The sequence below is a fragment of the Chitinophaga sp. NPDC101104 genome, from assembly GCF_050277495.1.
Classification (GTDB): domain Bacteria; phylum Bacteroidota; class Bacteroidia; order Chitinophagales; family Chitinophagaceae; genus Chitinophaga.
This window is the reverse complement of the sequence record NZ_JBNNSF010000001.1, coordinates 1,960,340-1,981,815: the sequence shown is the minus strand read 5'-3', so window position 1 is coordinate 1,981,815 and position 21,476 is coordinate 1,960,340. Positions and strand designations below refer to the sequence as shown.

Genomic DNA, 21,476 nt, shown 5'->3' with positions numbered 1-21,476 from the left:
AATTGGTTTTATTCTCGGATGAGGATGTCGCGCGGAGCGCCGGGCACACCGGTCACTTTTTTGATCAGCTCCCCGAACTGCCCCACGGCCGTGTTCAGGAAATGCACTTCTCCTTCGACCCCGGCCACCAGCAGGTTGCCGTTTTGCTCCACTTTCAGCATCGTGATCTCCTTGCCGCCGAACGTCGCGTTCAGCTCGCGTATCTCCTCATTGAGCGGATTGTAGCGGTAAATCTTCCCGTTCCCACTGAAGAAGAACACACCCACGGGCGATACGGCCCATTTCGTGGTGGCCGTCACCAGGCTGTCGCCCTTGAATTTCTTCATTTCGCGGGCGTTGAATCGCTGCCTGCCGTCGCGCCAGTCGATCCCGAAACGCAATTGCATCGTTTTGCCGAGGGAGTCGCAGAAGGCGAAGATGTCGTTGTCACTGAATTTCTCCATGTAGATTAAATCCATCTTGAGGTTTTTGGGCGCGAAGGCGGAGTCGAACACGGTGTAGGTGGTATCGAGATAAATGCCGGGCATGAAGCGCAGGAAGCGTTTCTTCTCCTTGTCGAACGCCAGGAAGTGAGACACCGCCTGCCCGCTTTCCGCCAGCTCCTGGAGCATTTGCGGCGCAAGTTTGTACTCGCCCGTCACCGGTACGCCGAAGTACCCGTAATAAGTCCCGAATGGCGCCGTTTCGAAGGTGCCCATAAACAGCTGGTCGTTGATGATGGCCGTAGTGGTACCGTTGAGGTTGCGGAGGAAGAAGTTCGATTTGGCCGCGGCCATGGGATCGTAGAAATTCTCCTTGAGCGTGCGCACCTGCTGCAGGGTGTTCGCATCGAGCAGTACGCCACCGTCGTTGCTGCCGGAGAAAGTGAGCCAGTATTGCGTGATCTGGTTCATATAGAACTGGTTGCGCACGTACACGAGCTGCTGCGGCCCTCCGGGCAGGGCTTTCTTGTTGATGGCTTCGTACACGTCTGCCTGCAGGGAATTGTCGGGCTTGATGAACGACAATGAAGTGGAGTTCGCATCGCCGCTGAGCACGAGCGCGCCGCGCGTAAAGGCCGTCTGCCCGCTGATCACGAAGTCGTAAAAGTATTTCTGGCCGGTATTGTTATCGGTCACTTTCAGCAACACGTTATACCGCGCGGCGCCGAGGCCATACACGATCCGGAGTTCCCTGGTGAAATAATCGTCGGTCGTGGCGCGTTCCGGAATGTTGATCTTCCATTCGCAGGAATAATCGTTGGCGCCGCTTTTCAGCGTGATTGTCGGCGCCACGATGAGGCTGTCGCCCGACATCACGTGGTACACCGAGTCCAGCCCCGACATGAGGGGCGCCGGCACTTCCACATAATCATAATTGCCTTTGTCTTTGTAACAGCCTGCGAAAACGGCTGCCACGCTGAGTATGAACAGGTATATCTTTTTCATGGCATTGCAGGGTTAGATGACCGGATCTCCGTCTTCATCGGTGAAATAATAACGTCCGTCGGCCGGATTGAGGGTAAGCACGAACTTTTTGGCGGTGTTGCCGCTGTGGTAGAATTCCAGCGTACCATTGGCGCCTGGCGTGATCACGTACCCTTCCGCCGGGTTCTCCGCCACCCAGGTTTGCGGGTTGGTGAGGAAGGAACGGAAACGGCGGGTGTGATAGAGCACTTTCGGCGTAGCCTGCCAGTCTGCCCGGTCTTCCGTGAGCTTGTTGGTGCCCGACACGCGGATGAACAGTTCATGCTTTACGCGGGAATACTCGCCCAGTTCGCCCTGCCAGATTTCCCACCACAGCGGTTTTTCCAGCCGGTTGGAGAAAATGATCTTGGCCGTGTCCAGCTTCGGGATGGTAGTCCCGAAATCGGCGGAAGGCTTCAGCTGGAGCATGAGCTTCACCGCTTTTTCGGCCAGCAGCGGATCGGTATTGTACAACACCACGGGAATGTCGAGCCGGCCAGAATCCGCCGGCAGCACGTATTCCGCGGCCAGCGCCTTGTAGTGGAGGCCCGCCTGGGCGGTGGTTTTATCGGCGATCAGCATCACTTTCACCTTGCGGGCCGCACCGGTACGGTTGCCGGAAACGCGCACGGGCAAAAGGATCGTGTCGGTCGCTAATTCAGGGAACAACGCGAAGGAATAAATGACGCTGTCAATGCGCTGATGCGTGAGGTCGCTTTCCGGGAAATCGAAGTAAACGCCGTCGGCCGACTGGTACACCAGTTCTTCTTTTTTATCGCATCCTGCCAGCCATCCTGCAGCCAGCAGCCATATCGTGATTTTGGTTATTCTTTTCATGTTTGTGCAGGTTTAACGGTTACCGTATGCGAGCTCATCGTCTGGCCAGGGGAAGACGAAAATCTGGGGAGACGGCTGTATCGTATTGCCGCCCATGCCAGGCCAGGCGCGGTTCAGCCGTTTGTACATGTAGAAGATCTGTCCTTCGCCGAAGAACTCTTTCCTAGCGTCTTTCACAAGCTCGCCGAGGAACACGGCCTTCGCCGGATCGTTCAGCGGAACCCCCATCCCGCGCTGCTTCCGCACGGTATTGAGGTATTCCCATGCCTTGGCGGGATCGGTGTCGTAAATGCTTTCCGCGGCGATGTAATACATTTCGCTGAGGCGCAACATGGGGATCATGAGCTCGTGGAGGTTCTTGTCGGAATTGCGGCTGTATTTCTCCAGGCGCATATACCCGCCGGTGGAGCTGCTTTGCTGGCTGAACCATTGTTTGAAACGGAAATCCTCCGCGCCGGGGCCTCCCACTTCAAAGATCGTCCGCAACTCGCCGGGAGGCGTGTTGAGCGTGGTCTCGCCGTTGCGCAGGCGGTCGAACAGCGGGTTGGTCATATTCGGCGCATAAAGCCCGAAGAGCAATTCCTTATACAAAATCCGGTCTTTCTGCTGATCGTCCGGGTTGAGGAAATCGGTCTGCCGCGTCCAGGGGAACTTATTCGACCCGATCACTTCCTTCGCCAGCGCCAGCGCCGCGGCATGATTGCCGGCGTAGAGCTGCACCCGCGCGAGCGTTCCCGTCACGGCGAAATAATTCAACCGGTGGCGACGCTGCTGCAGGAACATCGGGCCGGAAACTTCCGTGGAAGAATCGGGCGTGGTATAGCCGACTTTATAACCGGGCTTCACGATAGGATCAACCGTTCTGAGCAACTCCCGCGCCTGCGACAGGTCACGGATCACGGAATCCAGCACCTGACGGAGCGTATACACCGGCGTCGTGCTTTTGGAGAACGATGTCACGTATGGAATGCCCGGTGCCGTGGGAGCCGCCACGGGCGCGGCCGCGAATTGGCGCAGAACGTCGAAGTGGCACCAGGCGCGCATCGCCAGCGCTTCCCCTTTGATAAGGTCGCGCTCGCCCGCGTCCAGCAAACCGCCGGAACCATCGATGTGCCCCAGGATGAGGTTTGCATTGGCGATCACGTTATACAATCCCGCCCACACGCTCTTCTGGCGGTTGATGAAGTTATTGTCCTTGTAATTGAAAAGCATCGTCTGGCGGAAACCGACCCGGTCTACCACGTCTACGAGGTAGTTCTGCGCCAGCACGTCGAGCGTTCCGGCCGTCAGTTCCCTGCCGTACAGCTCTTCCTTCACGCTGCGGCTGTACAATCCGTTCAATGCGTCCTGGTACCCTTCGCGGGTGGTAAACAGCAGGTCCATCGACACTTCCGACTTGGGCGACACGTCCAGCCATTTGCTGCAGGATGCGAGCGCCAGCATGCTACAAATCAGTATGATGTTAAATCTCATTGGGCGCATTTTTTAGAATCTGGTAGAAAGGGTGAAAGTGATGCTCCGGGCAAACGGGTAGTCGATCCCGCGTTCGGCCTTCACGGTAGACCAGTACGCCAGGTCGTTCATGTTGGCCGACAGGCGCAGGTAATGCATCCGCAGTTTTTTGTAAAAACTTGCCGGGAAATCGTACGACAGGAAAATGGATTTCAGCTCGAGGCGGTTCTCTTCCTGCACGAATCTCGACGAAGTCTGCGTGCTGCCCTGGTCGGCAATATTTTTGAAGAATGCGACGTCCCCGGGCTTGATCCAGCGTTCAGACAGCACGCGGCTGTCTACGTTGTAGCGCGGGTCCGCATTCTCCACGCGGTCTACCAGCGTCTGGTTGTAGATATCCCCGCCGAGCCTGGTCCAGAAGCGCACTTCCACCATGAAACCGCCGTACACGATGCTGGTACCGAAGTTGCCTTCGAGCAGGGGCGTTTCGTCGCCCACGGGCATGATGTCTTTCACGTTGTAGTCGTAGGTCCGCGTGCCGTCGGCGCGCAGGTAGATTTCCTTGCCCGTTTCCGGATCGATGCCGAGGGAGCGGACGGCGTAGATCGTGCTCATCGACTGCCCTTCCTTGAACCGCAGCAGCGGCACGGAGCGGAGTTCCGGTTTTTCCTGCTGTTGCTTGTCGATCTCGTCGTTGAAGCTCTTCAGCGCGTTGGAAATCTTCGTGATCTCGTTGGTGTTGTGAACGAGGTTGAAGTTGAAGTTGACGGACCATTTGCGGCTGCGGAAAGCGTTCATGCGGAGGAACACTTCGTAACCCTTGTTCACCATCTCGCCGAGGTTCTCTTTGTATTTCGGGAAACCGGTGCTGAGGGGAACGTTCACGTCGGCCAGCAGGTCGCGGGTATGTTTGAAGTAATAACGCGGCGCAAAATAAATCCGGTCGTTCCACAGCGATGCTTCCAGCCCCAGGTCGTAATTCTGCGTCCGCTGCCACTTCAGGCCGCTGTTGCCGTATTCCTTGAAAGTGGCGCCCACGCCGGTAGAATACCAGTCGCCGCCGTAATATTGATAAGTGGTGTTGGACAGGTAAGAAGGGAAAGACACATCACCCGTAAGACCGGTAGTGGCACGCAGTTTCAGCTGGTTGATGAACGGATGGCCCTGCAGGAATGCCTCCTGGTGGAGGTTCCAGCCCACGCCCGCCGACCAGAACGGCGCCATGCGCGAATCCGCACCGAATTTGCTGGAGCCGTCCACACGGAACGTCGCATCGAGCAGATAGCGGTTTTTGTACGCGTAGTTGACCGTAGCGAACCCGCCCGCGAGCCTTTGCTGGCGCGATTCTCCTTCCGGATGCGCATTCGCTTTGTACCGCCGCGCGAAATTGATATCGTTGAAGCGGTCGTTCACGAACCCTTCACCCACGGCTTCTTTCCGCCAGTAATCGACCGTCTGCATGTTGAACCCGCCCGTTGCGGTGAAATAATTGCCGCCGATCTGCTTGTTGTAATTGAGGGTCACGTTACCGTCCCACTGCGATTCCTTGTCGGCCGCGTAAGTGTATTGCCCCCTGTTTTTCAGATCGTCGCCTTTGTAGTCGTAATATGCGTTGCTGAAGGGAGAAATGAACTGGTCGACAGACGATCCGCGGCGGATGAAGCTGATTTCCGAGCGCACGCGCCAGTTGGGATTGAAGTTGTATTCCAGCGCGAGGATGTCCGTGAACTCAAGGTATTCGCTCTTGTCGAAATTGCCGATGGTGGATTCGTACATCGGGTTGAGGACGGTGGAGCTGATGACGCTGTTGGACTCTCCCCCGCGCGAGTTCCAAAGGTCGATCTCGCGGATGAGGCGGCCCAGGCTGTCGGTTTTAGGGTAGTAAGGGTTCATGCGCACGTAGTTCGAGAAGCTGCCGTACGGACTGTTCCGCTGGTTCACCTGTGTGATGGTAAACATGTTGCGGGCCAGGAATTTATTGTCGCCGAGGTTATAGCTCAGGGTGTTCGACAGGCTATACCTGTCGCGCCCGGACCCTTTCATCACCCCGCCGTTATTCTGGTAACGCGCGTCCACCCCGTATTTCACGGTTTTGGTACCGCCCTGGACGGATACGGAATGGCGCTGGCCCAGTTCCGTCTGGATGGGTTGCGACAGCCAGTAGGTATTTACGCCTGCCAGCACATTGTTCCTTTTCCGGTAGTACTGTTTCTCCAGTTCGTCGGGAGCATCCACCTCGTTGTCGGTGTACAGCCCGGCGAGGCGTTCGTATTCCAGTTTGTCTTTGGCGTTGAGCACGTTATAGGCCGTGAGATCGGGCGCCTGGATGTTGAGCTCATAATTGTAGTGGAGCTCGAGCTTCCCTTCTTTCGGCGCTTTGGTGTAGATCACCACTACGCCGTTGGATGCGCGGGAGCCGTAAATGGCGGTGGCGGCGGCGTCTTTGAGGAGCGTGATCGTTTCCACACGGTTCATGTCGAGGTCGAAAATGGCCTGTATGTTGGTCGGATAACCGTCGAGGATGAAGAGCGGCAGATTGGTGACGCTAGCCAGCTGGTTGCGGCTGAGCACGTTGTCAGTATTGGCCGGCAGTGCGGTGGTACCGCGGATGGAAATGTTCGGCAGCGCGTTCGGGTTGGAGCCCGCCAGGTTGTTTTCCGCGATGCGGAACGAAGGGTCGTACGCCTGTATGCTGGACAGGATATTCTGCGGATTGAAACGTTTCAGTTCTTCGCCGGTGATCGTAACGGCGGACCCGGTGTAGTTGTCGCGCTTGATGCGCTGGTACCCCGTGATCACGACGTCTTTCATGGACTGCACGTCTGTCAGCAGTTTCATGTCTATCTGCGTGCGTTTGCCCACTTTCACTTCCTGGGTTTTGTACCCGATAAAGCTGTACACGAGCGTGGCGTTGGGCGGCACGTTGCGGATCTCGTAACGGCCGTCGTCATTGGTTTTAGTACCGTTCGTGGTGCCTTTGACGAGCACGGTCACCCCGGGCAAGGCGAGCCCCTGTTCGTCGGTCACCAGGCCGTGAACGGACGCCTGTTGCTGCGGGATGGCGTTGAGGTCCTGCAGCGCTGCGGCCCTGTTGGCAGCTGCGGGCTGCGGTGCGGTGGTGGCCGGCGTGGCGGCGGGCGCGGGCTTGTCTTTCCGGTAAATGATGAAATCGTTGCCCTGCGCCTGTTCCGCTTCGAGGCCGAAAGCGGCGAGGTAGCGGTTGATGTATGCGCTCACGGATTCGCCGTTGTTTTGGGGCGGCGGCGGGTCGGCGAGTTGATTGCCGACGGTGTTGCCCATGTAATTGAGGCGTACATGGAGCTGCTTCTCCAGATTGGCCAGCACGCGTTTCAGCGGCTGTTTGCGGCTCCCCGTTCCCTGCGGGGGCTCCTGGTACGCGGGAGCTGGCTCCCTTTGCGGCAAGGCATGTCGGGTGGCGGCCTGTGCGGCTACTGCCGTCAGGCACATCGCCAGCGTCAGGCATCGGCCGGCGTTGAATTGTCCCATAGCAATGTAGATTTAGGTTGGTTGTTTGTCCAATGTCGATTTCGGTCCATAACTCATCAGGCAAAAAAATCCCTGCTGCGCGCCGCTGCATGCCGCGGGCGTAGTCCGGTTGCCCGGCGTTTTATATGTTCTGCTGATAATTTCCTTTACTGTCCCCCTTTCCGGATCACGTACCTGTTTTTACCGTTTTCGGTGATGGTAATGTCGAACGACCGCGACAGCGTTTTGAAAAACACGTCGATATGATCGGTCGGGATAGTGCCGGTGAATGTTTCTTTCAGCATGGCGCTATCTTCCAGCTGTACCTTGATCCCGGTATTTTCTTCCAGTGCGAGCAAAACATCGGCCAGGGTTGCGTCCTGGAAGATGAGGCGTTGCTGTTGCCAGGCGGCGTAATGGCCGGGGTCTACCCGGTTGTTGGAAAGTTCCTTCCGTTCGGCAGACCAGGTGACCATATCTCCCGGCCGCATGGCGATGAGGGAAGTGTCTTTCCAGTTGAGCTTCAGGTTTACCTTTCCGTTTTGCAGCACTACCTGTGTTTGCACGCGGCGGGTGTTGACGTTGAACGCCGTGCCCACCACCTGGATGTCTACATCATTTGTATGCACGATGAATTTCCGGTTGCCGGATTCATGTTTCACTTCGAAAAAAGCCTCTCCGCCCAGCCAAACTTCGCGGGCAGAATCGCCATCCCAGGAAACGGCATATTTTACCGTGGAATTTACATTGAGGCGGATCTCGGAGCCGTCGGGCAGCGAAATCGTCTTCACTTCGCCGAAAGCCGTAGAAACGGTGTTGAACGCTTCGCTTTCCTTCTCCGGCAGCAATACCATGGCCAGGATGCCGATCACCACGGCAGCGGCGGCCCAGGGCATCCAGCGCATGATGGTGCGGCGGCGGGGCGCTTCGTCAATAGAAGCCACGATCCTTTCCCAGGTTGCTTCCTGCAGTTGGGCGGGCGGCGCGGCCTGTTGTGCGGCCGTGGTCAGCAGCCAGTCTTCCGCGGCCTGAATGGTAGCCGCGTGTTCCGGATGCCGGCGTGCCCAGTCTTCCCAATGCTCCGTGGCGCGGGGGTCTTTTTCCAACACCCACTCCCGGAAGCCGGGCTGCGATAAGAAGTATTCCAACGTGAAAGTCTGGTCGGCCATGATAATTACTTAACAGGTAAAGCAGGGATCGAACGAATTCTTAGCGCCGTTTCCCAATATTTTTCAAAAAATTTTATCCCATACCAATCCGCCGTTCCCGAAAAAGGCCAATGCAAAAACGATTTTGTCACTGTTATCTTTTAAATATTTCAGTGCTTTTGACAGCAATACGTAAGCGGAATTCACGGAAAGCGACATGATATCGGCCGTTTCGCGGGTGTCGAGGCCATGGTAATACCGCAGGTACAAAACTTCCTGCTGGCGCGGGGGCAGCTCCGCCATTACGCCCGCCAGGCGCGCACGGCGCTGCTGGTCGCTCTGTTTGCCGATAAGCTCGTCTTCAGGAGATGCGGACGGCGCGTCGTAGAAAGCACCATCGTCGTCGGGCAGCACGAGCTGTTTGCCGAGGTGGCGGAGGATGCGCCGTTTGAGGCTGGAAAGCAGGTAGAACCGGATGGAGTCCGTAGCGGAAAGCCCGCCCCTCCCCTGCCAGATGCTCACGAATACGTCGTGGATGGCGTCTTGCACGAGGGTTTCATCCGCATGTACCTTCATCCCGTAGCCGTAAAGCGGGCGGAAGTGCTGCCGGTAAATGTAGTCCAGCGCAGCTCGGTCGCCCTCCTTCACTTTATTCCACAGGTCCCGGTCTGGCAACCCGGCGTAAATACCGCCCGCCCCGATCATATGTTCAATTCCATTGCTCAATGCCGCTAAAGATAAAAAGGGGATCGCTGGAATGCAAAAGAAAAGGCTCCCCTTTTGGTAAGAGAGCCGCTATAATACAGGAAATCAACTATTTTCAACGCTCCAGCAAAAACCGGAGGGCCAATTCATATCCTTTCATGCCCAAACCGGTGATCACGCCAACGGCCTGGCCGCCTGTCACCGACTTGTGGCGGAACTCTTCCCGGGCATAAATATTACTGATATGCACCTCCACCACCGGCGTTTTGATGGCGGCAATGGCGTCGCGGATGGCGTAGGAATAATGGGTATATGCCGCGCCATTGAGGATGATCCCGTCGTATTCGAACCCGATCGCCTGCAGCTGGTTGACGATCTCCCCTTCCACATTGCTCTGGAAGTAGGACAGCTCCACCTGCGGGAATTGGGCTTTCAGCGTCTCGAAATATTCGCCGAACGAAAGCTTTCCGTAAATCTCCGGTTCGCGCTTGCCCAACAGGTTAAGGTTAGGGCCGTTGATGATGGCTATTTTCATGTGATGGTTTGATGCGTTATTCTCCCCAGCGGAACGTGTCCTGCTCCAGGCCGGCCAGGTCTATCACCCGGTCTACCACGGTGGCGGCCACGTCTTCGAGGGACTGTGGTTTGGAATAGAACGAAGGCGTGGCGGGGCAGATGATCCCGCCTGCTTCGGTTACGGTCTGCATGTTGCGGATGTGCACCAGGTTGTAGGGCGTATCCCGCAACACGCAGATGAGCTTTCTGCGTTCTTTCAGCACCACGTCTGCCGCGCGGGTGATGAGGTCGTTGGAGATGCCGCCGGCTATCCGGCCCAGGGTGCCCATCGAACAGGGGCATATGATCATGGTATTGAAACGCCCGCTGCCGCTGGCGAACGGTGCGTAAAAATCTTTCTGCGCGAAAAACGGGAACGGCAACTGCTCGTACCCTTTTTCGTCCAGCTCGGTTTCCCAAACCGTTTTCGCGTTGTCGGTCATCACGATGGCCACCTGGTCTACCTGGTCTTTCATCACGGCCAGCTTCTGCAGGAGCTGCCGCGCATAAATAGACCCGCTGGCCCCGGTAACCGCCACAACTATACGATGCTTCATGCAGCAAATCTACAAAAAACAAGGTCCTGTTAAAAAGCAATTACACTTTCCAACAGGACCCTGGAGGTAAAAAATATCTTCTTTAGCCCATCTCAGCCAGTTCTTCCATGCGGATGGCCATATGGCTTTCGTCGTACACACATTCACCATTGCGGATCAGCAATACCTGGGGCGATTCGTGTTCCACGCCGAACAGCTCGGCGATGCGGTTGCTGACGGGGCGGTAACGGATGAGGTCCAGGTAATAAAACTCCCACCCTTCGGGCGATACGGACCTTTCCAGCCGCGATTTGACCATACCACTGGTAGGGCAGCGCGTGCTGTGCTTGAAAATCACCACGGGGTGGTCGAAAGACCGTTGCCGGATTGCTGCCAGCTGTTCTTCACTTTCCAACGTTGTCCACATAGCCCACAAAGATAAGGCTTACTAGCAATGCTTGCTTTGCTCGTGCTGCACTTTCGTGATTTTCATGGGGCAACCCAGCTTCTGGGAGGCACAGGAAGAAAACAGGGCAGCCACCACTGCCATCACACAAAATATACCGAACATACGGCGTGCTGAACTCATAGTCTGCGTTTTAGTAATTAAACGAAATTTCATAGGCCTGGATTGTAGAACTTTGTGATGTGTATTTTGTAACGTTATTTTGCAAATATATACATTATATTAAAAAAAACAATCCTATGTGTTGCCGGCGGCATGGAAAGGATGACGAACGGCCCGGCACATGCACCTGAAATTATGGCAAATGTACATTTTATAGCAATAGGAGGCAGCGTGATGCATCAGCTGGCGATTGCGCTGAAGACCAAAGGGTACAGGGTTACGGGGAGCGACGACGAGATTTTCGAGCCCTCCCGCACCAATCTCCGGCTGGCCGGCATCCTGCCCGATACATTGGGATGGGACCCCGCCCGCGTTACGGCCGATCTTAACGCCGTGATCCTCGGCATGCACGCCCGGGCCGATAACCCAGAACTGCTGCGCGCCCAGGAGCTCAAACTGCCTATTTACTCCTTTCCCGAGTACATTTACCAGGAAAGCCGCAACAAAACCCGCGTCGCCATCGGCGGCAGCCACGGCAAAACCACCATCACTTCCATGGTCATGCACGTGCTCCAGCAATGCCGCCTGCAGTTCGATTACCTGGTAGGCGCCCGTCTGGAAGGGTTCGAACAATCGGTCAATATCACCGATGCGCCGCTGATCGTTTGCGAGGCAGACGAATACCCGGCTTCCGTCATCGAAAAACGGCCGAAATTCCATTTCCTCCACCCGCAGGTAGCAGTATTGAGCGGCATCGCCTGGGACCATATCAACGTTTTCCCCACTTTCGACAATTACCTCGAGCAGTTCGCCATTTTCATCGGGACGATGGAGCCCGGCGGACGGCTGATCTATAACGAAACCGACGAAACCCTCCGCCAACTGGTGGAAAAAGAGGGCCGGCACCTCGTGCTGGAGCCCTACGGCATGCCGGAACACGTGATCCGCAACGGCATTACCCGCGTACGGTTCGGCAACGCATCTACCGACCTCATGGTGTTCGGCGGCCATAACCTCCTCAACATCCACGCCGCCCTGCTCGTTTGCCGGGCCCTCGGCATCGGGGATATCGACTTCCTCGCCGCCATCGCCACATTCAAAGGCGCGGCCAAACGGCTGGAGCTCGTCGGGAAAAGCGAGGAAACCGCCATTTACCGCGATTTCGCGCACGCCCCCTCCAAAGTAAAAGCCACCATCCAGGCCGTGAAGGCCCAATACCCGGAACGCAAGCTCATCGCCGTTCTGGAATTGCATACCTACAGCAGCCTCAGCGCGGGCTTCATGAAAGAATACGCTGGCGCCCTCGACCCGGCAGACGAAGCCGCCGTATTCTACAGCGGCCATGCCCTCGAGATCAAACGCATGCCGTATCTTGCGCCCGATGTGATCCGCGAAGGGTTCGGAAGGAAAGACCTGCAGGTCTTCACCAACCGCGCCGACCTCGAGCAATGGCTCGACGGAAGGCAGTATCCCAACGCTAACCTGCTGATGATGAGCTCCGGAGATTACGAAGGGCTCGACCTCGCAGGACTGAAAAAATATTTACCGGTTCAGAAACCTCAATCATAATAATGTCTGCTTTACAACTTACCCGTCCCCTCGCCGTGATCGACCTGGAGACTACCGGCACCAACGTTGCCACCGACCGAATCATTGAAATCGCTGTCATCAAGGTGATGCCGGACCGCTCCGTGCAGCGCAAGGTAAAGCGGATCAACCCCCAGATGCCCATCCCCGCGGCCAGCACGGCCATTCACGGGATCAGGGACGAAGACGTGGCCGACGCGCCCACCTGGAAGCAGGCCGCCAACGAATTCCGCCAGTTCCTGGAACAGTGCGATATCGCCGGGTACAACTCAAACAGGTTTGATATCCCGATGCTGGTAGAGGAATTCCTGCGCGTGGGGCTTACTTTCGATGTGAAAGACCGTCGTTTCGTAGACGTTCAGAAGATTTTCCACCTGATGGAAAAGCGGACCCTCAGCGCCGCGTACAAATTTTACTGCGATAAAGACCTTACCAACGCTCACAGCGCCGAGGCCGATGCCGTAGCCACTTTCGAGATCCTGGAAGCGCAGCTGGAACGGTACGCCACCCAGCTGAAAGCCGACGTGGACGCCCTGGCGCAATTCACCAAGGAAGACGAGTACGTGGATTTCGCCCGCAGGATCGTGCGGCAAAATGGTACGGAAATATTCAATTTCGGGAAGTATAAAGGCAGGGCCGTTCGGGATGTGCTGAAATCCGAGCCCCAGTACTACGACTGGATGATGAAAGCCGAATTCCCCCTCAACACGAAGGAGAAGCTGACCGAGATCTATCACGACATGATGCTAAAAAAACCATAAAAGTTTAGTTCGTCCGGTAAAAAACCGGCGGATATTATCTATTTTCGCCATCCTTAAATCATTTCAGCTAATTGGAAAAATTAGTTATCATACCCACATACAACGAAAAAGACAACATCGCGCGCATGATCGAGACGGTCTTTTCGTTGCAGCAAGGGTTCCATATCCTTATTGTTGACGACGGCTCGCCGGATGGCACGGGTGCGATCGTCAAAGGTTTGCAGCAGCAGTACCCGGGCCAGTTGTTCATCGAAGAGCGGAGCGGAAAGCAGGGCCTCGGCACGGCTTATATCCACGGCTTCAGATGGGCGCTGCAACGCAGTTACCAGTTCATCTTCGAGATGGACGCCGATTTTTCGCATAACCCGAAAGACCTTATCCGGCTCTACGAGGCCTGCGCCAAAGGCGGGGCAGACGTGTCTGTAGGCTCGCGGTACGTACCGGGCGGCAAAACGGAGAACTGGCCCTGGAACCGGGCGGTGCTGTCGTACGGCGCTTCGGTGTACGTTCGCCTCATCACCTGGATGCCCGTGAAAGACGCGACCGCAGGGTTTGTGTGCTACACCCGCAAAGTGCTGGAAACCATGGACCTGGGAGATATCCGGTTCGTCGGCTACGCGTTCCAGATCGAAATGAAATTTACCGCATGGAAGCTCGGTTTCCGGATCGCCGAAGTTCCCATCACCTTTATCGACCGGAAAGAAGGCTACTCCAAGATGAGCAAGGGCATAGTGAAAGAAGGTATTTTCGGAGTGCTGAAGATACAGTGGCACAGCCTCTTCGGAAAGCGCCGCTAATTTTGTGCTGTGAAGAAAGCGTTTTTAGAGCTACATCTCTCCGTATTCCTCGCAGGGTTTACGGGCATCCTCGGCAAACTGATCACCCTCAACGAGGGCATGCTGGTCTGGTACCGGCTGCTGATCACCACTGTGACCATGTACGTCCTCTTCCGCTGGCAGGGGAAACTGAAAAAACTGCCGCTCCGCGACGTGATGCGGATCGGCGGGGTCGGCTGCATCGTAGCCCTTCACTGGATTTTCTTCTACGGAAGCATTAAATACGCCAACGTCTCCATCGGCGTGGTCTGCTTCTCCCTCACCAGTCTTTTCACCGCTATTTTCGACCCGCTCATCAGCCGGCGGCGGTTCGACAAGATGGAGATGTTCCTCAGCATGCTCACCCTTGCAGGCATCCTCCTCATCTTCCATTTCGATACGCAATACCGGACGGGCATCGTCCTTGGCATCATTTCCAGCATGTTCGCGGCACTGTTCACCGTGCTGAACAAAAAGCTGGTGGTGAAATACGACACCGCCAACATCACGTTTTACGAACTGGGCGTGGGCTTCCTCGCGCTTACGGCCGTTATGCCGTTCTACCTGCACACCTTCCCCGTGGAGAGTTTCGTGCCCGGCCTCACCGATACCGTATACCTCCTGGCCCTGTCGTGGTTCTGCACGGTCTGGATGTACTCGCTGTCTATGAACGCACTGAAAAAGATCTCCCCTTTCACCGTGAACCTCTGCTTCAACCTGGAGCCGCTGTACAGTATCATCCTGGCTTTCATCCTGTTCCACGAAAACAAGCTGCTCCACGGCGGATTTTATTATGGCCTGGGATTGATCCTCCTTTCCGTGGTGCTCCAGATGCTCCGCGTGGCGCGCCAGGCAAAGCGGGCGCCGGCCGCGCATTGACCGCTTATCCTCAAAGACGGGAAAACTTTCCCTGAAAGGCTTATTTTGCAGCTATCCTAACCAACTTTACGAACTAAAAAATACTGAACTGGCTTATGACCCGATCTGCAATGTGGCTCGTATCCCTCGGCCTATGGTGCACCGGCGCGATGGCGCAATCTAAAAAACCGCTGGACCACAGCGTGTACGACAGCTGGCAAAATATCGGCGTGAAAATGGTGAGCCCCGACGGGCGCTGGGCCGTTTACACCGTTACGCCCCAGGAAGGCGATGCCACCCTGTACATCCGCAACCTGCAAACCAACCGGCAATTCGCCATCGAACGGGGCGCGGCGCCGGTCATCACCGAAGACTCCCGGTACGTAGCGTTCTCCATCAAACCGCGGTTCCAGGAAACCCGGCAGGCACGCATCAAAAAAACGAAGCCCGACGATATGCCCAAGGATTCCCTCGCACTGTTCGACCTCGAGACCGGCAAAACCATCCTCCAGGCCGCGAAAGTCAAATCCTTCAAAACACCCGAAAAAGGCAGCGGCCTCCTCGCTTACCTCGTAGAGCCCGCCAAAGACACCACTTCGAAGAAAACACCCGCCAAACCGGCCCCGGCAGCAGATATGGCGGATGCGGACGACGATGGGCCGGGTAAATCCGCCAGCGCATCCTCCGGCGATCTCATCATCGTTCAAACCGGAAAATCTCTCCTTTTCGATACCATCAAAAATGTCTCTTCCTACACCGTTTCCAAACCCGGCAACGCTCTAACGGCCGTGGTAAGCCCGGGGAAAAAGGACAGTCTCGCCCAACCCGGCGTCCTGCTCTGGAACCCCGCCAAACGGGAAAGGAAATTCATCTCGAAAGGGCATGGACAGTTCGCGCAGTTCGCATTCGACGAAAAAGGCGAACAGCTCGCCTGGACGGTGAGCCGCGACAGCGCCAAAGCCCCCGTGACGGTGTACGCACTGGCTTTCTACGGTCCGGGCATGGACACGGCCCGCCTCGCCATTTCCCGCACCAGCAACGGCATGCGCGATAAATGGAGCGTTTCCGAGAACGGCAGCATCGCGTTTTCCCGCAACGGCCAGCGCATCTTCTTCGGCACCGCCCCCATCCCCAAGCCGAAAGACACGACCATCGTGGATTTCGAAGTGGCGAAAGTGGACGTGTGGCATTACCTCGACGATTACCTGCAACCCATGCAGCTCAAAAACCTCGACCGGGAACTGAAACGCAATTACACGGCCGTTTACTTCCCCGCAGAAAACCGTATGGTGCAGCTGGGAGACGATAGCATGGAGGATTTCAGATATGGTGACGAAGGAAACGCAGAATACGGGCTCGGCACCAGCGACAGCCACTCCCGCGTGGCGATGCAATGGACGGGCAAAACGAACAAAAACGCCTGGATGGTACACATCCCCAGCGGCCGCCGGATGTCGATCAAACAGGACCTGAACGGACAGATCGCCATCTCCCCCTCCGGGAAATACATCATCTGGTTCGATAACATGAACGGTCAATATTCCACCTACGATTTCCTCACCGGTTCCACCCGCATCGTCACCGCGGCGATCCCCGAGAAACTGACCGACGAGGAAAACGACGTGCCCGATTTCCCTTCGCCCTATGGTACTGCCGGATGGATGGAGAACGATAAATACGTGTATATCAATGACCGGTACGACATCTGGCAGGTAGACCCCTCCGGCAAGGAAGCCCCCGTCATGGTAACGCAAGGCATCGGCCGCGCGAAGAAAACGGTGCTGCGCAACGTGAAACTCAATATGGACGAGCGTTTCTTCGTCCCGAAACAAACCCTCCTCCTGGAAAGCCAGGCCGATTCCACGAAGCACGGCGGCTACTGGACGGTCCGCCTGCTCGACAAGGCGGCGCCCAAACCCGCGGTGAGCGGGCCTTACGCATTTACAGCCCCTGTCAAGGCGAAAAACGCCAGCATGGTGCTGTACCAGCGTTCCTCCTACCAGGAATCCCCCGATATTTTTGCGGGCGAGGAACTGTCGACGGCCAGGCGCATCAGCCAGCTCAATCCCCAGCAACAGCAATATAACTGGGGCACGGCAGAGCTGTTCAAATGGAAGACTTTCAACGGACAGGAAACCGAAGGCATCGTGTACAAGCCCGAAGACTTCGATCCTTCCAAAAAATACCCGGTGCTGATCTATTTCTACGAAAAGCTGACCGACGGACTGTACGGCTACCAGCCGCCGGCGCCCACGCCTTCGCGCCTGAACATCACGTTCTTCGTGAGCCGCGGCTATGTGGTGCTGGCGCCGGATATCCGGTACGAAAACGGCCATCCCGGGAAGAGCGCTTATGATTACATCGTGAGCGGTGCGGAAGCGCTGGCGAAAAATCCCTGGATCGACCGTGCCAACATGGCCATCCAGGGCCAGAGCTGGGGCGGGTACCAGGTTTGCTATCTCGTAACGGCCACGCCCCTGTTCAAGGCGGCCTGGGCGGGTGCGCCCGTGGCGAACATGACGAGCGCGTACGGCGGTATCCGCTGGGAAAGCGGGATGAACCGGCAATTCCAGTACGAGCACACGCAAAGCCGCATCGGTGCTACGTTGTGGGACAAGCCCGAGCTGTATATCGAAAATTCGCCCCTGTTCCACCTCCCGAAAGTAACCACGCCGCTGGTGATCATGCATAACGATGCCGACGGGGCCGTGCCCTGGTACCAGGGGATCGAGATGTTCACGGGGCTCCGCCGCCTGGGGAAACCCGTGTGGATGCTCAATTATAATGGCGACGCGCACAACCTCATGCAGCGCCAGAACCGGAAAGACATCCAGGTCCGCCAGCAACAGTTCTTCGACCACTATCTCAAAGGCGCGCCCGCTCCCAAATGGCTGAGCAAAGGCGTTCCGGCTACCGATAAAGGCCGCGACTGGGGTTTTGATGTAGAATAAAACACATTTTCATAAGGAAAGGGTGACCCGGGCCGCGAGCCGGGGTCACCCTTTCTCTATTCAGGGAACTTCCTTCATTTGTTATCGCCTCGTTAACTCGAAGATTTTCAATCTTTTCGATAAATAACAGAAAAATATCGAATTAAAACGTATTTACATGTTGTTATTTATCTATATTTACATCGGTTGAAGTACCTACGGATGATTGAAAAAATCGCAATTAGTCCTATGAACACCTATATCCTTAGTCCTAAAGACAGCCTCCATCCTTTCGTTCAGCGCTACATTGTGCTGGAGAACATCAACTCCGCTGCGGAGATCGCGAAAGCCAGACTTTTTTCGGCCGGCAAACAGTACCTGGTGTTTATCCGCCAGGGCGGGCTTGCTTTCAAACCGAACGACCATGCCGCTTTTGACCTGCCGGCAGCGGCCGTGACGGGGCCTTTTACCTGTGTGGTGAACGCACGGGTGACGGGGCCGCTGAGCGCGGTGATCGTACAGCTCAATGCCTACGCCAGCCATCGTTTGATGGGCATCAGCATGGAATCCGTGACCAACTATTTCCGTGACCTGACGCGCATCCCCGGCAATTGGGCACAGGTAACGGAAGATATCCGCCAGGCATCAGACATCCATACAATTCATCATATCCTGGACCAGGCGTTGGAAGGCCTGATCCCACACCAGCAGTCTTCCTTGAAACAGGTGGATGAAATGGTGGATTACCTAATCGAACAAAAGGGGAAAGTCGCCATGATCGACCTCGCCCTTCGTTTCAAGACCAGCCGGCATACACTCGAGCGCCAGTTCATGGAAGTGACCGGGCTCACACCTCAATTGTACAACCGCATTCTGCGCAGACAACGGTTTGCGTAACGTTTTTGACTTGTACGGAATATACAAATCGCCGGAGCGGACGCATCCGGCGTTTTTGTTTTATTTTTGTGCACCAAAAACATCATAACCCATGCAACGACCCTTGGAAGCCACGAAAGGAAATTACCGTATCAGTACAGACAAAGCACAGCTGCAATTGCCCGTTATCCACCGCTACCTCAGCGAAGACAGTTACTGGGCGAAAGACATTCCCGAAAACCTGGTGGCGGCTTCCATCGAAAACTCGCTCTGCTTCGGCATTTACCAACAAAATGAACAGGTAGGCTTTGCGCGGGTGATCACCGATTACGCTACCTTCGGTTACCTGGCAGACGTATTCGTGTTGCCCGGCCACCGCGGGCAAGGGCTTTCGAAATGGTTGATGGAAGTGATCGGCTCCCACCCGGGCCTGCAACAACTCCGCCGCATGATGCTCATGACCCAGGACGCGCACGGGCTGTACGAACAATACGGCTATGCGCCGCTGGAACATCCGGGAAACGCCATGAGCAAAAGAGTGGGCGCTCCTTACACTGAATTGAAAAATAAAATGGCATGAAAAAAATCCTGACCTGGGCGGTCATCATCCTTTTCATCATCGGCATCTTCCTGCTGGGGCGTTGCTCCGGTTCCGGCAGTACCGTGAACGAAAAAGCGGTCAACAACGTGCTGCTGATCCGGGAGATCGCGGAACTGGCCAGCCTCGAGGTGCAGGGGAACGCTTCCTTCAAGCAGAGCAATGTCGAAAACAGCGGGGAATGGAGCGATAACCTCAAACGTGTGTTCGCCGAAAACACGGCCTGGGTCTCCGTTCCGTATACCGCCAAATACGGCGTGGATACGGACAGTACCAACTTCAACCTCACCGTTTCCGGAAAAACCGTCACCATTCAGTTGCCGCCGCCTAAACTGCTGAGTTTCGAGCTGCGGATGAACCAGATGGAAACCTCGTCGCGCAAAGGCTGGTTCACGTTTTCGAACGATGAAACGTATACGGAAGTCCAGAAAAAACTGTACGATACCAACCGTTCGCAGCTCGAAGAAAACGTCATGTACCAGAAGCAAAGCATGAACAAGATCATCGCCATCCTTCGCAACTATTATACGCCGCTGGGGTACGAATTGAAAGTCAATTTCACGAACAGCATCACCCACCTGGATACGCCCGGGCTGAAGTGACCGGGTTAGGCTGCGTGCTGCGTGATATACTTTACCAGCAAGCGTTTGGCCACGGGCAGCAACGTTTCTTCCAGCGGGAACGTCATCCCCGTTTCCACCGTGTATACGGCAGGGTTAGGCAGCTCGCGGCGGTGGCGGATGAGGTCGGATTTGATGCTTTGCTGCGAGTTGGCGAGGCTGCGGGCATAAGTGCTGATAAACTGGGTGTGGATGCCGCGATATTTTTCGTCGGCCCGCTCGAAGATGGTTAACCGGTACTGGTACACGTTGGTGTGGCCGGCACCTCCGTCCAGCAGCAGCATATACCCTTCGTGGCTATCGAGCGGAACGATGCCTACCGGCGCGATGTTCAGCTGTTCTTCCACGAATTCGTAGATTTCCGTTCCACCCTGGATCACATTATTGATTTCGGGAACGGCAAAGTGGATGATGTTCTCCAGTTCTTCCATCAGCTCATCGTCTGCCACCAGTTGTTCGTACAGGACCTGGAGGCGCTGCATGTCTATCGCAGAGATGCGTTTGGGGAAGTGCTGCTGAAGGAACTGTTTGGTGTCTCTGAAGGCGACGAGGTTGTTGTAATGGAAGATGACGTCGCCCAATTGGGGGTATAACCTGTTCTGGTCGAAACAACGGTTGATTTCCTGCAAATAAGCCAGCAAGGTATATTTTTTCAGCTCGAAATCGATGTATCCGTCGGCAAACCACGTTTCGCTCAATACTTTCATAGCCATGACGATTAGATCCGTCCTACCTGAATTTACGGATTTTTTTTGGTCGGCCGGCCAGGCCCTCCAGAATAACTATTTTTTAACTAATATGTATATAATTCAATTTCTTACTTATATAAGTATCGCTTTTTCCATCTCCTCCATCTGGCCTTTTCCTGAAAATTAATTCCGGGTCCGCCGCTCAGAATATTGAGTTAATTACTTATCTTCATTCAGTATTATTTTTCATTTTTTAATTTTTTTATCATGAACATCTACGTAGCCAACCTCCACTACAGGTTGAACGATGAGGACCTTCACCAAATCTTTAGCGAATTCGGGCAAGTGACCTCTGCTAAAATCATTAAGGATCACGAAACCGGTCGTTCACGTGGTTTTGGTTTTGTCGAGATGCCGAATCAAGAGGAAGGCACTCAGGCAATGGAGCGTCTGAACGGTAGTGAAGTAGAAGGCAAACAACTGATGGTCAACGAAGCACGCCCGAAACAACCCTCCAATGGTGGTGGTGGTTTCCGCAACAACCGTCCTGGTGGCGGTGGTGGATACGGCGGTGGCGGACGCGATCGTCGTTATTAATAGGCTGATTAGTTTCTTATCGATCCTATACAAGGCTTCCCGGACGGGAAGCCTTTTCTTTTGCGCCCCTTTTCAGGCCGGTCATGCCGGATCGAATTGATGGTAATGCACCCCCTCCCACCCGGCAGCGCATTGTCTGTATAAGGCTTTCAGCGCGCTGACAATAACCCGGTTCCCGCTTAATAAAGGCTGCAAATCGTACGGTGAATGTTCGCACAATGCGCCGTCAAACCATTCACACATATGCCATCAAACATCAACCAAAATTCAGAATTAAAAACGCGCTAAAATCCTCCAACCGTTCGCGCCGACTATAAATAAATTGCCGCTATAAAAGCTGTTCTCCGCCCAACTGACCACAAATCATCATCATGAAAATCACGGAAAGAAATTTCATCGTTTGAACCGACCAC

Annotated in this window: 20 protein-coding genes; 9 read left to right on the top strand and 11 right to left on the bottom strand. The window is 55.4% G+C overall.

All coding sequences use genetic code 11. The features are described 5' to 3' along the window. Nucleotides 1-8: 8 nt before the first annotated feature. The 10 genes from ACQKLP_RS08120 to ACQKLP_RS08075 form a co-directional block, all read right to left on the bottom strand. Nucleotides 9-1,427 (bottom strand): PKD-like family lipoprotein, encoded by a 1,419-nt coding sequence (locus ACQKLP_RS08120; RefSeq protein ID WP_427321770.1) that lies wholly within the window; start codon nt 1,425-1,427, stop codon nt 9-11. A 12-nt stretch (nt 1,428-1,439) separates the two neighbouring features. Then, the gene (locus tag ACQKLP_RS08115; protein WP_427321768.1) at nt 1,440-2,282 is read right to left on the bottom strand and encodes a DUF4843 domain-containing protein; all 843 of its coding nucleotides are present in this window, start codon (nt 2,280-2,282) and stop codon (nt 1,440-1,442) included. A 12-nt stretch (nt 2,283-2,294) separates the two neighbouring features. Next, nucleotides 2,295-3,755 (bottom strand): RagB/SusD family nutrient uptake outer membrane protein, encoded by a 1,461-nt coding sequence (locus tag ACQKLP_RS08110; RefSeq protein WP_427321766.1) that lies wholly within the window; start codon nt 3,753-3,755, stop codon nt 2,295-2,297. A 12-nt stretch (nt 3,756-3,767) separates the two neighbouring features. Further along, entirely contained in the window at nt 3,768-7,241 is a 3,474-nt protein-coding gene (locus tag ACQKLP_RS08105; RefSeq protein ID WP_427321764.1) for a SusC/RagA family TonB-linked outer membrane protein, read from the bottom strand. A gap of 146 nt (nt 7,242-7,387) precedes the next feature. Beyond that, on the bottom strand, nt 7,388-8,389 hold the full coding sequence (locus tag ACQKLP_RS08100; RefSeq protein ID WP_427321762.1) for a FecR family protein: 1,002 nt from the start codon (nt 8,387-8,389) through the stop codon (nt 7,388-7,390). A 63-nt stretch (nt 8,390-8,452) separates the two neighbouring features. Continuing rightward, nucleotides 8,453-9,094, bottom strand: a complete 642-nt coding sequence (locus tag ACQKLP_RS08095) for an RNA polymerase sigma factor (protein WP_427321760.1) — start codon at nt 9,092-9,094, stop codon at nt 8,453-8,455. A 94-nt stretch (nt 9,095-9,188) separates the two neighbouring features. Further along, nucleotides 9,189-9,608, bottom strand: a complete 420-nt coding sequence (aroQ, locus tag ACQKLP_RS08090) for a type II 3-dehydroquinate dehydratase (protein ID WP_427321758.1) — start codon at nt 9,606-9,608, stop codon at nt 9,189-9,191. Between the two features lie 16 nt (nt 9,609-9,624). Then, a complete protein-coding gene (locus ACQKLP_RS08085; protein WP_427321756.1) occupies nt 9,625-10,185 on the bottom strand; it encodes a UbiX family flavin prenyltransferase in 561 nt (186 codons plus the stop codon). An 82-nt stretch (nt 10,186-10,267) separates the two neighbouring features. Beyond that, entirely contained in the window at nt 10,268-10,591 is a 324-nt protein-coding gene (gene ytxJ / locus ACQKLP_RS08080; protein ID WP_427321754.1) for a bacillithiol system redox-active protein YtxJ, read from the bottom strand. A 21-nt stretch (nt 10,592-10,612) separates the two neighbouring features. Then, the gene (locus ACQKLP_RS08075) at nt 10,613-10,753 is read right to left on the bottom strand and encodes a hypothetical protein (protein ID WP_427321752.1); all 141 of its coding nucleotides are present in this window, start codon (nt 10,751-10,753) and stop codon (nt 10,613-10,615) included. A gap of 132 nt (nt 10,754-10,885) precedes the next feature. Between ACQKLP_RS08075 and ACQKLP_RS08070 the strand changes: the two genes are divergently transcribed. The 8 genes from ACQKLP_RS08070 to ACQKLP_RS08035 all read left to right on the top strand — a co-directional run bounded on the left by ACQKLP_RS08070 (nt 10,886) and on the right by ACQKLP_RS08035 (nt 19,759). After that, on the top strand, nt 10,886-12,301 hold the full coding sequence (locus ACQKLP_RS08070) for a UDP-N-acetylmuramate--L-alanine ligase (protein WP_427321750.1): 1,416 nt from the start codon (nt 10,886-10,888) through the stop codon (nt 12,299-12,301). 2 nt (nt 12,302-12,303) lie between these two features. Continuing rightward, nucleotides 12,304-13,080 (top strand): 3'-5' exonuclease, encoded by a 777-nt coding sequence (locus ACQKLP_RS08065; protein WP_341843538.1) that lies wholly within the window; start codon nt 12,304-12,306, stop codon nt 13,078-13,080. A gap of 71 nt (nt 13,081-13,151) precedes the next feature. Further along, entirely contained in the window at nt 13,152-13,877 is a 726-nt protein-coding gene (locus tag ACQKLP_RS08060; RefSeq protein ID WP_427321748.1) for a polyprenol monophosphomannose synthase, read from the top strand. A 9-nt stretch (nt 13,878-13,886) separates the two neighbouring features. Next, complete coding sequence (locus ACQKLP_RS08055; protein WP_427321746.1) at nt 13,887-14,774, top strand: DMT family transporter; 888 nt, start codon at nt 13,887-13,889, stop codon at nt 14,772-14,774. A 95-nt stretch (nt 14,775-14,869) separates the two neighbouring features. Beyond that, on the top strand, nt 14,870-17,704 hold the full coding sequence (locus ACQKLP_RS08050) for a prolyl oligopeptidase family serine peptidase (RefSeq protein ID WP_427321744.1): 2,835 nt from the start codon (nt 14,870-14,872) through the stop codon (nt 17,702-17,704). Nucleotides 17,705-17,932: 228 nt separating this feature from the next. Next, nucleotides 17,933-18,580 carry a DUF6597 domain-containing transcriptional factor gene (locus ACQKLP_RS08045; protein ID WP_427321742.1) on the top strand — a complete coding sequence of 216 codons (648 nt, stop codon included), beginning with the start codon at nt 17,933-17,935 and terminating at the stop codon, nt 18,578-18,580. A 91-nt stretch (nt 18,581-18,671) separates the two neighbouring features. Further along, the gene (locus ACQKLP_RS08040; protein WP_427321740.1) at nt 18,672-19,139 is read left to right on the top strand and encodes a GNAT family N-acetyltransferase; all 468 of its coding nucleotides are present in this window, start codon (nt 18,672-18,674) and stop codon (nt 19,137-19,139) included. Then, nucleotides 19,136-19,759, top strand: coding sequence for a DUF4230 domain-containing protein (locus ACQKLP_RS08035; RefSeq protein WP_427321738.1), 624 nt, complete (start codon nt 19,136-19,138; stop codon nt 19,757-19,759). The genes ACQKLP_RS08040 and ACQKLP_RS08035 overlap by 4 nt, the downstream gene beginning before the upstream one ends. A gap of 5 nt (nt 19,760-19,764) precedes the next feature. Here ACQKLP_RS08035 and ACQKLP_RS08030 read toward each other — a convergent pair whose 3' ends face one another. Continuing rightward, entirely contained in the window at nt 19,765-20,484 is a 720-nt protein-coding gene (locus ACQKLP_RS08030) for a hypothetical protein (RefSeq protein WP_427321736.1), read from the bottom strand. A gap of 249 nt (nt 20,485-20,733) precedes the next feature. On the opposite strand from ACQKLP_RS08030, the gene ACQKLP_RS08025 reads away from it, so the two are divergent. After that, nucleotides 20,734-21,063 (top strand): RNA recognition motif domain-containing protein, encoded by a 330-nt coding sequence (locus ACQKLP_RS08025; RefSeq protein WP_126247101.1) that lies wholly within the window; start codon nt 20,734-20,736, stop codon nt 21,061-21,063. Nucleotides 21,064-21,476: the final 413 nt, after the last annotated feature.

What these genes read in the sequence shown, in the direction of transcription:
- ACQKLP_RS08105 (WP_427321764.1), bottom strand. Translation starts at nt 7,241, where the DNA reads ATGGGACAATTCAACGCCGGCCGATGCCTGACGCTGGCGATGTGCCTG.
- ACQKLP_RS08065 (WP_341843538.1), top strand. Translation starts at nt 12,304, where the DNA reads ATGTCTGCTTTACAACTTACCCGTCCCCTCGCCGTGATCGACCTGGAG.
- ACQKLP_RS08120 (WP_427321770.1), bottom strand. Translation starts at nt 1,427, where the DNA reads ATGAAAAAGATATACCTGTTCATACTCAGCGTGGCAGCCGTTTTCGCA.
- ACQKLP_RS08085 (WP_427321756.1), bottom strand. Translation starts at nt 10,185, where the DNA reads ATGAAGCATCGTATAGTTGTGGCGGTTACCGGGGCCAGCGGGTCTATT.
- ACQKLP_RS08040 (WP_427321740.1), top strand. Translation starts at nt 18,672, where the DNA reads ATGCAACGACCCTTGGAAGCCACGAAAGGAAATTACCGTATCAGTACA.
- ACQKLP_RS08070 (WP_427321750.1), top strand. Translation starts at nt 10,886, where the DNA reads ATGGAAAGGATGACGAACGGCCCGGCACATGCACCTGAAATTATGGCA.
- ACQKLP_RS08110 (WP_427321766.1), bottom strand. Translation starts at nt 3,755, where the DNA reads ATGAGATTTAACATCATACTGATTTGTAGCATGCTGGCGCTCGCATCC.
- ytxJ (WP_427321754.1), bottom strand. Translation starts at nt 10,591, where the DNA reads ATGTGGACAACGTTGGAAAGTGAAGAACAGCTGGCAGCAATCCGGCAA.
- ACQKLP_RS08035 (WP_427321738.1), top strand. Translation starts at nt 19,136, where the DNA reads ATGAAAAAAATCCTGACCTGGGCGGTCATCATCCTTTTCATCATCGGC.
- aroQ (WP_427321758.1), bottom strand. Translation starts at nt 9,608, where the DNA reads ATGAAAATAGCCATCATCAACGGCCCTAACCTTAACCTGTTGGGCAAG.
- ACQKLP_RS08050 (WP_427321744.1), top strand. Translation starts at nt 14,870, where the DNA reads ATGACCCGATCTGCAATGTGGCTCGTATCCCTCGGCCTATGGTGCACC.
- ACQKLP_RS08030 (WP_427321736.1), bottom strand. Translation starts at nt 20,484, where the DNA reads ATGAAAGTATTGAGCGAAACGTGGTTTGCCGACGGATACATCGATTTC.
- ACQKLP_RS08025 (WP_126247101.1), top strand. Translation starts at nt 20,734, where the DNA reads ATGAACATCTACGTAGCCAACCTCCACTACAGGTTGAACGATGAGGAC.
- ACQKLP_RS08045 (WP_427321742.1), top strand. Translation starts at nt 17,933, where the DNA reads ATGAACACCTATATCCTTAGTCCTAAAGACAGCCTCCATCCTTTCGTT.
- ACQKLP_RS08100 (WP_427321762.1), bottom strand. Translation starts at nt 8,389, where the DNA reads ATGGCCGACCAGACTTTCACGTTGGAATACTTCTTATCGCAGCCCGGC.
- ACQKLP_RS08115 (WP_427321768.1), bottom strand. Translation starts at nt 2,282, where the DNA reads ATGAAAAGAATAACCAAAATCACGATATGGCTGCTGGCTGCAGGATGG.
- ACQKLP_RS08075 (WP_427321752.1), bottom strand. Translation starts at nt 10,753, where the DNA reads ATGAGTTCAGCACGCCGTATGTTCGGTATATTTTGTGTGATGGCAGTG.